This window comes from Thiococcus pfennigii (assembly GCF_016583835.1).
Taxonomy (GTDB): domain Bacteria; phylum Pseudomonadota; class Gammaproteobacteria; order Chromatiales; family Chromatiaceae; genus Thiococcus; species Thiococcus pfennigii.
In genome coordinates, this window is the sequence record NZ_NRRW01000025.1 from 25,848 (window position 1) to 38,331 (window position 12,484).

Sequence of the window (12,484 nt, forward strand, 5' to 3'; positions counted from 1 at the left end):
GAGTCTGAATTTGGATGAGGGGCGGTGGCGTCGGCCCAGGATCAGGCGACGCGCCGACGCGGCGCAGCGGCCTTGCGTTCGGCGGCCTTCGCGACCGCCTCGCGCCCGCCACGCGTGTCCTTGAAGAGCCCGAGGTCCTCGAAGTCCTGCTCGCTCGGTGGCGTGATCGCCTCGTCGCGGTAGGCGAAGCGCTCGGGGTCGGCGGCGATGCGCGCGTCGATCTTGTGCATGCGCCGCACGATCCGCCAGAAGGTCAGCATGTTGCGGGCCTCGCGTAAGAGGTACTTCGGGTAGAAGACCAGCGGGTGCTCGCGCGGCAGGGTGGGGCGGCGGTCGACCCGCGAGCGCAGCTGCACCAGCCCGCCCTCGAGCGGGTGGAGCCCTAGGTTGATCGGGAAGTGGTGGTACCAACCGAGGTAGTTGCGGGTCTTGCGGATGTCGCCGCGCAGGGCATGGGCGCGCCTGAGCATCCGCGTCATGTGCTCCCACGAGTAGTAACGGCGCCACATCTCGCGATAGGCGCCGTCCCACTCCTCGTCGGTCATTCGCGGGTGGTGGATGACCCGGAAGTTGGTGTTGTATCGCGTGAGATCGGGGTCCATCCACTCGCCGGACTGATAGATGCGCGCGTGGTCGGCCGAGCCCGGCAGCGGCGTCAGCATCGTGAAGAAGATGTGATCGATCGCGAGCTCGCGCTTGATGATCTCGACATCGCGCATCAGCGACTCCTTCGTATCGAAGGGCAGGCCGATGATGTAGCCGGCGCAGATGGTGACCGGATGCCTTTTCCAGGCGAGCAGCATCTCGCGGTAGTCGGTGATGCGGTTCTGGGCCTTGCCGGTCGTCGCCAGGTTGTCCGGGTTGATGTTCTCCAGGCCGATGAAGACGGTGTTGACGCCGGCGGCGGCGGCCTTGTCGATGAAGCCGGGGATCTGGTGGCAGCGGGTGTCGACCTGGACCGAGAGTTCCAGGACGATGCCGCGCTCCTCGCGCAGCCGGATCAGGGTATCGAAGAGGGCCGCCCAGTTCTGGTTGCGGGCCAGGTTGTCGTCGGTGACGAAGAACTGGCGGATCCCCTGGGCGTCGTTCTCGACGACGATCCGCTCCAGATCCTCGGCCGTGCGGAAGCGGCTCTTGCGCCCGTGGACGTTGATGATGGTGCAGAAGGAGCACTTGTAGGGGCAGCCGCGGCCGACATCGAAGCTGGAGATCCAGCCCATCGTGCGCTTGACGTCTTCCTCGTCGAGGATCGGGATCGGTGCCCCGGCGATCGTCGGCAGCTTATCCAGATAGTTGTAGATGGGTCGCAGGCGTCCCCGGTAGGCATCCTGCAACACCTCGTCGAGCCGCCCCTCCTCGGCCTCGCCGAGGAACAGGGCGATGCCCTGATCCATGGCCGCCTGGATCTCCGGGGTGGTCTCGGGGAGCATCGCGAAGCAGCCGGAGACGTGGAAGCCGCCGAGGCAGACCGGCAGGCCCGCTGCGAGGAAGGGCTGGGCGAGATCGACGGCACGCGGGAACTGATTGGATTGCACCCCGACCAGTGCGATCAGGCACTTGCCGCCGTCGCGCCGGACCATCTGGATGATCTGCTGGGGCCGGATGAGGCGGTTGGCCTCGTCGATCGCGGTCAGCCGGATCTCGACCTCGGGTCCGAGCACATGGCGCTCTCGGCAGTCGCGGCCGAGGCCGTTCAGCGCGGCCAGCGAGTTCGACGGCAGGACCGAGCGCCACCACACCAACGGATAGCCGTCCTCGTCGTATTTGGTGGGCGTGATCAGGATCAGGTGGAAGATCTGGCGATCCGAGGGGGCTGCTTCTGGGGAGGCTTGCATCTTTCGTCGCAGTAACTGACCACGGAGAGCGAGCGACAGGTGGCCGCGCTTCCACGGGAGGTTACACCCGGGATCCGGCGCGCCGCAAGGCGAGCCGGGCGACGCCGGTGTGCCCGAGAGACCCGGCGCGGGGCTGCTGTCGTGACCGGTGCTCGGTCGATTGAATCTTCTCGCGGCGTTGCAGGCGCGGCAGGGGACGGGAGGCTGGGGCGCGCCGTGCACCATGTGGCACCTTTTGCGGAGGAGGTTTCGCCGGCGATCGTGTCTGTGGGCTCGCGCTGGAGCCCAGGGGTGCGGAGCCCGCGTCACGCAGCGGGTAGGGGCAAACACAGTATTGCTGTCGATAGAAGCCCTCGCGCCGTCTGATTGTCGTCATCCGCGTCGAGCTGCCCTGCTTGCGCCAGTTGCAGTCCCATTAGGCCAGGCCCGGATAGCCAGCGGCGGCGCGGTGGTCTCAGTCGTTGACCGCTTGCTGATCCTTCCAGCGCGAGATGCCCAGCGAGGTGGCGATGACGGGGAACCCTCCCGCATGGGCATGGCGTGCGGTGTCTGCCAGGCGCATCTCGAAGCACAGGGTGCAGCGGCCACCGCGCTCGGGTTCGTGCTCCAGGCCGCGCGTGCGCGCGAGCCAGGCGTCGCGCTCATAGTCGCCATTCACGAAGGGCACGGCGAGCTCGTCGACGAAGCGGATGATCTCCTCCTCGCGTCGCCCGTACTCCGCACGCGGATGGATGTTGGGGTTGTAGAAAAGGACCGTCACGTCGATCTCCGAGGCCAGCATCGCCTCGATGATCTCGCCGCTGCAGGGCGCGCAGCTGGCATGCCGCAGCACCTTGCGCTGACCGCTGGGCCAGGGCAATGGGTCGCGATAGAGATCGGGCTTTGGGCTCATGTCGGTAATCCGATAGCGACCATCGCGGCGATGTGGACAGCAGACGCAGTCCAAGATGCCGTCCTGCGTTGCAAATCCCAGCCGATCGTCGCCGACGCCGAAAGTGTAGTATCCCGCCGCGCGAGGTCAGCTTCCGCAATCCGTCTATATCGCCGAGTCGCGCTCTTGACCATCCGCTGGGAAACCCCCAGAAGCGTGTCAATCTCCCAGCCCATGCATCGTGCCGGAAGATGGCCACAAGACCCTGACCTGGGAGACGAGCTTACCCGTACGCCATCATGAAAGGTGACGTCCCATGAGTCCAGATCCGACCGATTCCAGCCGCAATGGCACGACCGCAGTCCTGTCCTGGTTCCGCTCGCCGTTGACCCTGACCCTATACCCGGTTGGGCCTTCGCCGCGGGCGGCCTTGCGCTCGTCCTGCTTGTCCTCCTGGCTCTCGACTGAAGAGGCTGCGATGAAACGCGTATTCCTTGCCGCACTCGCCGCGCTTTCCCTCACGCCCGTCTGGGCCGAGACCATCACTCCGATCGGCGATCTCGTCCGCAACAGCCATGTCACGATCTCGGGCACCCTGGATCGACTGACCGACGAGGATGAGTTCGTCATGTCGGATGCCACCGGATCGGTGCGCGTCTACGTCGGGCCCAACCGCGTTCCGGCGAGCCCGGGAGCGGCCGTGACAGTGCGGGGGTTCGTCGATGATGACCTGCCCCTCGAGATCTATGCGCGGGAGCTCGTCCGAGCCGACGGCACCGTCGTGACCTTCGACCATCGGTACGACTGACCGTGACGACGGCCCGCCGCTGACGAATATTCGCGGCGGGCGATGCCCCGTCAGCCGCAGCCATCCCGCCGCTCGCGGCTCTTTCGCTGGTTATCCATCGTGGGCGTCGTGTCGTTCTCTTGCCCGGGGTCGCGGTGCGCGCGCGCCAGTTCGACGAAGGCACGCAGGTAGTCGGTATCGGTCTCGCGCTCGCGCACGCCGATGAAGATCTGCTTCGCGATACCCTGCTTGCCGAGGCGCATCACGCTCAGCTCGAGCTTGCCGATGTACTCCTCCGCCAGCCAGCGCGGCAGGGCCGCGACCCCGCGGCCGCTCGCGACCATCTGCAGCATGATGTCGGTGGTCTCGATCGGCTTGTGACGCTTTGGCCGGATGCCGGCTGGCAGGAGGAACTGCGTGTAGATGTCGAGCCGGTCGATGGCGACCGGATAGGTGATCAGGGTTTCCCGTGCGAGCTGCTCCGGTCGGGCGAACGGGACCCCACGCAAGGGATGCCCCGGCCCAACCACGAGGACCTGTTCATAGTCGAGCACCGGCTCGAATCGCAGGCCGGTCTCGTAGAGCGGGTCGGGCGTCACCAGCAGGTCGATCTCGTGGCCGAAGAGCGCGCCGATGCCACCGAACTGGAACTCCTGCCTCACATCCACATCGACATCCGGCCAGGCCGCGAGGTAGGGCGACACCACCTTGAGCAGCCACTGGTAGCAGGGGTGGCACTCGATGCCGATGCGCAATGTGCCGCGCTCGCCCTGGGCGAACTGTCGCAGGCGCTCTTCTGCGTGGGCGAGCTGTGGGAGCAGGCGATTGGCGACCGCCAACAGATGGGCGCCTGCCTGCGTTAGGCGCAACCGGCGACCTTCGCGGGTCCAGATCGCGACGCCGAGCTGCGCCTCGAGCTTGCGCACCGCGTGGCTCAGTGCCGATTGGGTGAGGTGCAGCTGCTCGGCGGCGGCCGTCAACGAGCCGTGTTGATCGACGGCCTGGATGATCGACAAATGGGATCGCTCCAGCTGGGCCATGGCGATATATGAACCTTGTGCATGTCTAGGTGAGATAATACCATTATACTTCATGGTATGAGCGCCCGAGAATGGTCCCATCCGTTATCCATCCACTGGGACAATCGACATGGCGATCACACACAATCTCGGCTTCCCCCGCATCGGTGCCAAGCGTGAGCTGAAATTCGCGCTGGAGTCTTACTGGAAGGGTGAGTCCACGCTCGAGGCGCTCAAGTCGGTCGGTGTCGAGCTCCGCGCACGCCACTGGCGGGAGCAGGCGGGTGTCGACCTGGTGCCGGTCGGCGATTTCGCCTTCTATGACCAGATGCTCGATATGAGCTTCACGCTGGGCAATCAGCCCGAGCGCGTGCGCGGCTTCGCAGGGGATGTGCTCGACAACTATTTCCGCGTCGCACGTGGGCGCTCGGCCGCCGTAGCGGATGCGGATGTCCAGTGCGGTGGCATCGTGGCCGGCGAGATGACCAAGTGGTTCGACACCAACTACCACTACATCGTGCCGGAATTCACCGCCGAGACGGAATTCAGGCTCGACGCCTCGCGCCTGCTGGAGCAGTTGGCCGAGGCCAAGGCCCAGGGCATCCCGGCCAAGCCGGTCATCATCGGCCCGGTGACCTACCTCGCGCTCGGGAAGACCAAGGACGGCTCGGACCGGCTCGCGCTGCTCGAGCGTCTGCTGCCCGTCTATGCCGAGCTGCTGACCGCCCTGGCCGCGCAGGGGGCGGAATGGGTGCAGGTCGACGAGCCGATCCTCGTCACCGAGCTGGATGCACCATGGCGCCATGCCTTCGACGTCGCCTACCACGAGCTCAAGGGCGCGCCGATCAAGCTGTTGCTCGCGACCTATTTCGGGGCGCTCCAGGACCAGGCCTACCTGGCCGCCAACCTGCCGGTGGCCGGCCTGCATCTCGACGCAGTCAGGGGGCGCGACGACGTCATGCCGCTGCTGAATCTGCTGCCCTCGAGCAAGGCCCTGTCGCTCGGCGTCATCGACGGACGCAATATCTGGAAGACCGACCTGAACGCGGTGCTCGACTGGCTGGAGCCCATCCAGCAGCAGCTCGGCGAGCGCCTATGGATCGCGCCCTCCTGCTCGCTACTGCACGTGCCGGTGGACCTCGATACCGAGCGCAAGCTCGATGGCGAGGTCCGCTCCTGGCTCGCCTTCGCGAAGCAGAAGCTCGCGGAGCTGCGCGTCCTGGCCAGCGCGCTGAATCAGGGGCGCGACGCGGTCAAGGCCGAGCTGGACGCCAATCGCGCCGCCTGCGAGGCACGCCGCAACTCCCGGCGCGTCCACAACCCCGACGTCAAGGCCGCGATCGCCCGGATCGACGCCCAGCTCGGCCAGCGTCAGCGCCCCTATGCCGAGCGAGCCGCCAAGCAGGCCGAACGCCTGGGGCTGCCCAGCTTCCCCACCACGACCATCGGCTCCTTCCCGCAGACGAGCGAGATTCGTCAGGCCCGCCGCCAGCTCAAGGTGGGCGAGATCGATCAGGCCGCCTACGCCGAGATCATGCGCGGCGAGATCGCGCGCTGCGTGCGCGAGCAGGAGTCACTGGGGCTGGATGTCCTCGTGCACGGCGAGCCCGAGCGCAACGACATGGTCGAGTACTTCGGCGAGCAGCTCGACGGCTATGCCTTCAGCCAGTTCGGCTGGGTACAGTCCTACGGCTCGCGCTGCGTCAAGCCGCCGATCCTGTTCGGCGACATCAGCCGCCCGAGGTCGATGACCGTCGACTGGATCACCTACGCCCAGTCGCTGACCGACAAGCCGATGAAGGGCATGCTGACCGGTCCGGTGACCATCCTCAACTGGTCTTTCGTGCGCGACGACCAGCCGCGCTCGGTGTCTTGCCGGCAGTTGGCGCTGGCCGTCCGCGAGGAGGTGCTGGACCTGGAGCGGGCCGGCGTGCGGGTGATCCAGATCGATGAGGCGGCGCTGCGCGAGGGCCTACCACTGCGCCGGTCGCAATGGCAGGACTACCTCGATTGGGCCGTCGAGTGCTTCCGCATCACGGCCAATGGCGTCGCCGACGAGACCCAGATCCACACCCACATGTGCTACTCGGAGTTCAACGACATCATCGCCTCGATCGCCGACATGGACGCCGATGTCATCACCATCGAGACTTCGCGCTCCGACATGGAACTGCTCGATGCCTTCGACGACTTCAACTACCCGAACGAGATCGGGCCGGGCGTCTACGACATCCACTCGCCCAACATCCCGAGCGAGGCGCACATGGTGGCGCTCATGCAGAAGGCCGCCGAGCGCATTGCGGCCGAGCGCCTGTGGGTGAACCCGGACTGCGGCCTCAAGACCCGGCAGTGGGACGAGGTCATCCCGGCGCTGTCGAACATGGTCGCGGCGGCGAAGACCCTGCGCGCGACGATCTCCTGACAGGTTCTCAGTTGAGCTTCTTCAGCAGCGCCTCGAGCGTCGCACGTTCGTTCGCGTCGAGCTCATCGAGCTTCAGACCGCGTAGGCGCTCCTCGGGTGGCAGACCGCGTAGGCGCTCCTCGGGTGGTAGACCGCGTAGGCGTTCCTCGGGGGGCGTCTGCTCGAGGATGGCGCGCCGCTCTTCCGGGGTGAGGTGGGCGATGACCTCCCGGTGGGTCTCGCGGATGAACTCTTCGATCGTGTAGCTCATGTTCGGCAGCTCCAGGCGATAGGCCAGGTAGAGGCGGTAGAGCAGTTCGCCGGCCAGCGCGCTGCGGGCCTGGTAATGGGTCAGGCCGTGGCGCAGGCGGTCGAGTTGCAGGCTGAATAGTTCCCAAGGGGCATTGCGCGGATGCTCGGCGACCTCGCCGAGGACGATGAGGCGGATCGTGCGCGCCCCCCACTGGAGATCATAGACCCCCGGCCAAGCCGTCGGTTGCACGGCGCCAGGTGGCAACGCGTCGACGAGCTTGCGCGGGGTGCGGGTCGCCACGGCGTAGAGCTGAAAGGCCGGCTCCGGGAGCAGCCGTTCGCTGGCGGGGGCAGCGAGCAGCTTGCGGTCGTTGACGTAGTGACCGATCAGCTCATCGAGTGCCCAGGCGTCGAGCGGCTCCTGGTGGGATTTGTAGGTCAGCACATTGCGGGCGCGCAAGCCTTCGAGGCCATCGGGCAGGTCGAGGGCCGTGGCGTCCGGTGGCGGGGGATCGCGCCGCGCGATGATGACGGCATCCAGCCGCTGGCTCTTCAGGGCCAGTTCTTTTTCCAGCTCGACACGCCAGGGCGTGCCGGTGAAGGCCGAGGTCGCGTTAGCCCCGCAGGGCGTAACCCGACGGCCGGCGACGCGGTGGCCACCGAGGCAATCTTCGCCCCGTTCGCCCGCAAGCGGGCTCCTACCCTGAGGTATCCCCGGATAGAAGGGCTAAACCGCCGTGGCTCAGGTCGACTGACCGACGGAAGCCGGCGCTCGCGATCTGAGCCATCTCGCCGTCGCGCGGCTCACTGGGAGCGCCGGCTTTCCAGCCGGCTCGTCGCCGTCGCGGCTCGATGCCGCGTCGGCGGCGTCTGGGCCGGTAGAAGGGCACGTGCGCAGCGGCCATCCAGCGGCGCCTATCGGTGATCTCCTGGTTCCAGCGCCGAAGGTCGCGCGCCGGGGTCATCGAGCCCCCCGCGCGCGAAGCCGGCTGAAGGCCGGCGCCCCCAGTTCGTGCCGACTCGCCGTCGAGGCCGATCTTGTGGGGATACCTCGGGCTACGACCCCTATCCAGCGCAGGCGGAAGGGGAGGGCCGCCCTAGCCGAACAGTGCGATGCTGGTCAGGCCGAGGGCGAGGCCGATCGCGGAGGCGACGAGGACGTCGCTCGGGTAGTGCAGCCCGAGGACGACGCGCGAGGCGGCGACCATCAGCGTGAAGGGCACCAGGATCACGGCCAGCGACGGATAGTAGAAGAGGGCGATGGTCGTGAAGGCGACCGCCTGGAGGGTGTGGCCGGAGGGGAAGCTGTAGCGGTCGAGCGGGGGGACGCCCGGGCGGATGCCGGCGGCGTAGTGGCAGGGCCGCTCGCGGCGGGTGGTCCCCTTCAGCGATTTGTAGAGGACCAGGGCGACGAAGCTGGTCGCGAGCATGTGCACGCCCGTGATGAGGCCGTCCCAGCCGTCGACGAGGGGCAGGATCGCAATCAGGCTGTACCAGAAGATGCCGTCACCTAGGCGGCTGACGACGGCGAACGGACGATAGATCCAGCGGCGCTCCAACGACCGGGTCGTCCAGGCTCGGCAGAGCGGGGCCTCGATCTCATTGAGTTGTTGCAACCACAGTCTCATGACGATTCTCCGATCCGCTGCGACGGCGAATAACACTCTGAAGCTGCCTCTCGACACCGCAGATGACCCGATCCCAGTCGAGATCGGCAGCCGCGACGCGGGCCTGACGGCCGAGCGTCCGAAGCCGCGCGCGATCGCCAGCGAGCGCCAGGGCGGCGGCGATGAAGGCATCCCGATCGCCGGTCGCGACGGTGACCCCGTTGTGCCAGGGCGCAAGGTAGGCGTGGGCGGCCGCGTAGTCGAAGGCGACGACGGCCAGGCCGCTGGCCATGGCCTCCGGCACCACGTTACCGAAAGTTTCGGTCAGACTGGGGAAGAGAAACAAGTCCCCGCTCGCATAGTGTGCGGCCAATTGCTCGCCGACCTTGGGGCCGACGAAGCGGTATTGCGGATGCTCGCGGCGCAGCCGCTCGAGGCCGGGGCCGTCGCCGACCAGCACGAAGCGGGCCGCCGGCTCCTGTGCGGCGATCGCCGCGAAGGCCGCGAGGGCCAGGTCGAGGTTCTTCTCCGCGGCCAGGCGTCCGACGTAGAGGACGACCAGGTCTTCGTCACCGCAGCCCCAGGCGGCGCGCAGCGCCGGGTCGCGTCGGGCCGGGTCGAACAGCCGCGTGTCGACGCCGCGCCCGAAGAGGTGCAGGTTGCGGAAACCCTGCGCGGCGAGCTGCTGGCGGAGTTCGGCGGTCGGTACCAGGGTCGCGTCGGAGCGATTGTGGAAGTCCTTCAGGGTCTGACCGATCTGGTGGGTCAGCAGACCGAGGCCGTAGTGCTGGCTGTACTGATCGAACTGGGTGTGGAAACCGGTGACGGCCGGGATCCCGGCCGCGCGTGTGGCGTTCAGGGCAGCGTGCCCGAGCGGCCCCTGGGTGGCGATGTAGGCGACGTCGGGGCGGTTCGCGCGCCACAGGCGGCGCAGGCGCCAGTAGACGGGTAGGCCGAAGCGCAGCCCGCGGTAGCCGGGCAGCGGTACGCCCGGGACCAGGGTCTGGCCTTCGACCTCGCCTGGCGAGGTGGTCCGTTCGCGTTGCCCCTGGCGGGGTCTGACCAGGTGGACCCGGTGGCCGCGACGGGCGAGGCCGCCGACCAGGTGGCGCATCGTGTTGGCGACGCCGTTGATCTCGGGCGGATAGGTCTCGGTCACGACCGCGATCGAGAGGCCTTTGGGGGTGTTGCTCATCGTCATTGCGCTGGCACCAGGCTGCGGCGGGCCGAGGCCGGTGTCTCCCGGCAAGGGGCGCCCTCGCCCGGGATGCGAGGCGGGTGCTCGCCCGTCAGCCCGAGCGCCCGGGCGATCGCGGCGCGTGCCTGCGCGGCGAGCTGGCGGCGGTCGGTCTGGCTCGGGTCGATGGGCGCCAGGAACTGGATGCGCACGTCGAGTGGCCCGTGGCCGAGCACCCGGGCGAGGTGGGCGAGCAGGGTGTCGCGGCCGATGAAGGGGGCGATCGGGTCCGGCGCAGGCCCGGTGCCGTAGCGCAGCGCGACCGGCTGGATGACGACGCCGGCCTGTTGGCCGCTCGCGAACAGCCGCGGGTGGAAGCGTAGCAACGCGGTGCCGTCGCTCGTGGTCCCCTCGGGGAAGATGGCGACCGGCCGACCGGCCCGCACGCGCGCCCCGATGGCCTCGGCGAGCCCCGCCGTCTGATGGGCGCCGCGCTCGATGAAGAGGGTGCCGGCGACGGTGGCCATCCAGCCGACCACCGGCCAGTCGCGCACCTCGGCCTTGGAGAGGAAGTCGATCTCGCCCTGGGCGCCCAGCGCCGGGATGTCGAGCCAGGAGACGTGGTTGACGACCAGGAGTGCGTTCGGCAGCGGGGTACCGATGACCTCGACCCGCAGCCCGAGGTCGCGGCAGACCCGCCCGTGCCACCAGCGCACGACCCGCGGCGTCGTGCGCGGGCGACGGCCGAACCGCTCGCCGGCGGCGATCGCGAGCGTCGCCGCGAGCCCCGCGATCAGGGTCGCCGCGAGGCGCAGCAGTCTCCAAGTCCGGGTGGCATGCGGCATCGGTCGTTACAGGTCGCTGGCCCTGTCGAGGAAATGTCTCGAATAGGTGGGGTTGAGGTCGTCGATATTCAGCAGCATCAGCACGTCGGCGACGGCGAAGTCCGGGTCGCGGCAGGGCTCGCCGCAGGCCTTGGCCCCGAGGCGGGTGTAGGCGCGCAGCAGGGCCGGCAGCGGGGCGTCGAGGACGTCGTCGAGCGTCAGGTTCGTCAACAGCGGTACGCGCGGTTCGACGCGGATCGCCTCGGGCGCCATGGCCTGGCGGCGCAGTCGATTCATGATGGCCGCGGCCTGGATGTCGTCCTCGCCGAGCGGCATGCTGGCGCACCCGAACAGGTAATCGAAGCCGTGCAGGTTGATGTAGCCGGCGAGCCCGGACCAGAGCACGGCGATGGCCGAGCCGGCGCGGTGCTCGGGCGAGATGCAGGTGCGCCCGACCTCGAGGAGGCGTCCCGGCAGGCGCGGGATGGGGCCCAGGTCGAACTCGCCCTCCGAGTAGAAGCGTCCGAGGCGGGCGGCATTCTCGTCGGTCAGGATTCGCGTGCAGCCGACGACCCGCCCGGTCCTGGTCTCGCGCACCAACAGGTGCTGGCAGTAGGAGTCGAACTCATCGACGTCGAGGCCCGGCGCGCCGCCCTTGAGCTTGGCGCCAAGCTCCTCGCCGAAGACCCGGTAGCGCAACGCCTGCGCCTCGCGTACCTCCCGTTCCGTGGCCGCAAGCTCGACGAAGAGTCGTTCGCCGCGCTTGACGGACCGGGCCGTCGCAGAACCCGCCATAGAGTGTCCCCGATTGAGAGTCGATGAAGACGGCTAGGATATCGGGGTTCTGTTGCGGGCCTGTGTTGGGGGCGTGACGGCGTCGTGACGGGCAATCCCCTGAATCTATAGGCTGCTAGGTCGCGGCCTCGGGGCGCAGCGAGAGGCTTGGCCAGCCTCGCACGCGGGCCTCGGCGGCGAGGATCGGGTCGGGGTCGACGGCGACCGGGTGGTCGACGCGCGCGAGGAGCGGCAGGTCGTTGTGGGAGTCGCTGTAGAAGTGACTGCCGGCGAGGTCGTGGCCGGTCTCGGCGAGCCACTGCTCGAGGCGCGCAACCTTGCCCTCGCGGAACGATGGAATCCCGGCGACCTCGCCGGTGAAGCGCCCGTCGATCTGCTCGGGGACGGTCGCGATCAGGTGCGCGATGCCGAAGCGCGCCGCGATCGGGGCGGTCACGAAGGCGTTCGTCGCGGTGATGATGAGCAGTTCGTCGCCGTGGCCGCGATGGCGTTCGATCAGTTCGAGGGCGGCCGGCAGCACGACCGGCTCGATCCTCTCGGCGATGAATTCGGCCCGCCAGGCGCGCAGGTCGGCGGGATCGTTGTCGCGCAGCGGGCGCAGCGCGAAGCGCAGGAAGGCCATGATATCGAGGTGGCCGGCCTGGTAGTCGTGATAGAAGCGCTCGTTGAGGCGGTCGTACTCCGCACCGTCGACGACGCCGCGCTCGACGAGGAAGCGTCCCCAGAGATAGTCCGAGTCCCCGCCGAGCAGGGTATTGTCGAGGTCGAATATCGCGAGCGCCACCTGGATCCTCCGCATGCATGGAACGGCCGACCCTAGCGGGGCCGGGGTCGCTCGCCATTCTACCGCCGTCCGGTGCCCGGCGGACACGCAACGCCTCGGACGCGGGGGCGCCGATTTTGCAAGTTGCCCGTG

The 12,484-nt window shown here is 68.2% G+C and carries 10 protein-coding genes and 1 pseudogene; 2 read left to right on the top strand and 9 right to left on the bottom strand.

Translation table 11 applies throughout. From position 1 onward, the window contains the following. Positions 1-41: 41 nt before the first annotated feature. The gene (locus CKO41_RS10005) at positions 42-1,835 is read right to left on the bottom strand and encodes a B12-binding domain-containing radical SAM protein (protein ID WP_200382076.1); all 1,794 of its coding nucleotides are present in this window, start codon (positions 1,833-1,835) and stop codon (positions 42-44) included. A gap of 61 nt (positions 1,836-1,896) precedes the next feature. Next, positions 1,897-2,727: pseudogene (locus CKO41_RS19005) on the bottom strand (epoxyqueuosine reductase QueH). Between the two features lie 457 nt (positions 2,728-3,184). On the opposite strand from CKO41_RS19005, the gene CKO41_RS10015 reads away from it, so the two are divergent. Next, entirely contained in the window at positions 3,185-3,514 is a 330-nt protein-coding gene (locus CKO41_RS10015) for a single stranded DNA-binding domain-containing protein (protein WP_200382077.1), read from the top strand. A 50-nt stretch (positions 3,515-3,564) separates the two neighbouring features. Here CKO41_RS10015 and CKO41_RS10020 read toward each other — a convergent pair whose 3' ends face one another. Beyond that, positions 3,565-4,533, bottom strand: a complete 969-nt coding sequence (locus tag CKO41_RS10020) for a LysR family transcriptional regulator (RefSeq protein WP_200382079.1) — start codon at positions 4,531-4,533, stop codon at positions 3,565-3,567. A gap of 109 nt (positions 4,534-4,642) precedes the next feature. Between CKO41_RS10020 and metE the strand changes: the two genes are divergently transcribed. After that, positions 4,643-6,934 (top strand): 5-methyltetrahydropteroyltriglutamate--homocysteine S-methyltransferase, encoded by a 2,292-nt coding sequence (gene metE / locus CKO41_RS10025; RefSeq protein ID WP_200382081.1) that lies wholly within the window; start codon positions 4,643-4,645, stop codon positions 6,932-6,934. A gap of 7 nt (positions 6,935-6,941) precedes the next feature. Here metE and CKO41_RS10030 read toward each other — a convergent pair whose 3' ends face one another. From CKO41_RS10030 to CKO41_RS10055, 6 genes are all read right to left on the bottom strand, one after another. After that, positions 6,942-7,625 carry a hypothetical protein gene (locus CKO41_RS10030; protein WP_200382083.1) on the bottom strand — a complete coding sequence of 228 codons (684 nt, stop codon included), beginning with the start codon at positions 7,623-7,625 and terminating at the stop codon, positions 6,942-6,944. Between the two features lie 637 nt (positions 7,626-8,262). Next, positions 8,263-8,793, bottom strand: coding sequence for a phosphatase PAP2 family protein (locus CKO41_RS10035; RefSeq protein WP_200252093.1), 531 nt, complete (start codon positions 8,791-8,793; stop codon positions 8,263-8,265). Further along, a complete protein-coding gene (locus CKO41_RS10040) occupies positions 8,765-9,967 on the bottom strand; it encodes a glycosyltransferase family 4 protein (protein ID WP_476718489.1) in 1,203 nt (400 codons plus the stop codon). Before CKO41_RS10040 ends, CKO41_RS10035 begins: the two co-directional genes overlap by 29 nt. Positions 9,968-9,969: 2 nt before the next feature. Then, positions 9,970-10,794, bottom strand: coding sequence for a lysophospholipid acyltransferase family protein (locus CKO41_RS10045; protein ID WP_200382087.1), 825 nt, complete (start codon positions 10,792-10,794; stop codon positions 9,970-9,972). A 6-nt stretch (positions 10,795-10,800) separates the two neighbouring features. After that, positions 10,801-11,568, bottom strand: a complete 768-nt coding sequence (locus tag CKO41_RS10050) for a GNAT family N-acetyltransferase (protein ID WP_200382089.1) — start codon at positions 11,566-11,568, stop codon at positions 10,801-10,803. Positions 11,569-11,683: 115 nt separating this feature from the next. Continuing rightward, a complete protein-coding gene (locus CKO41_RS10055; protein ID WP_200382091.1) occupies positions 11,684-12,352 on the bottom strand; it encodes a histidinol-phosphatase in 669 nt (222 codons plus the stop codon). Positions 12,353-12,484 lie beyond the last annotated feature (132 nt).

Bases quoted from the DNA above. Each gene is read 5' to 3' on its own strand.
- CKO41_RS10005 (WP_200382076.1), bottom strand. From the start codon at position 1,835: ATGCAAGCCTCCCCAGAAGCAGCCCCCTCGGATCGCCAGATCTTCCAC.
- CKO41_RS10015 (WP_200382077.1), top strand. From the start codon at position 3,185: ATGAAACGCGTATTCCTTGCCGCACTCGCCGCGCTTTCCCTCACGCCC.
- CKO41_RS10020 (WP_200382079.1), bottom strand. From the start codon at position 4,533: ATGGCCCAGCTGGAGCGATCCCATTTGTCGATCATCCAGGCCGTCGAT.
- metE (WP_200382081.1), top strand. From the start codon at position 4,643: ATGGCGATCACACACAATCTCGGCTTCCCCCGCATCGGTGCCAAGCGT.
- CKO41_RS10035 (WP_200252093.1), bottom strand. From the start codon at position 8,793: ATGAGACTGTGGTTGCAACAACTCAATGAGATCGAGGCCCCGCTCTGC.
- CKO41_RS10040 (WP_476718489.1), bottom strand. From the start codon at position 9,967: ATGAGCAACACCCCCAAAGGCCTCTCGATCGCGGTCGTGACCGAGACC.
- CKO41_RS10045 (WP_200382087.1), bottom strand. From the start codon at position 10,794: ATGCCGCATGCCACCCGGACTTGGAGACTGCTGCGCCTCGCGGCGACC.
- CKO41_RS10050 (WP_200382089.1), bottom strand. From the start codon at position 11,568: ATGGCGGGTTCTGCGACGGCCCGGTCCGTCAAGCGCGGCGAACGACTC.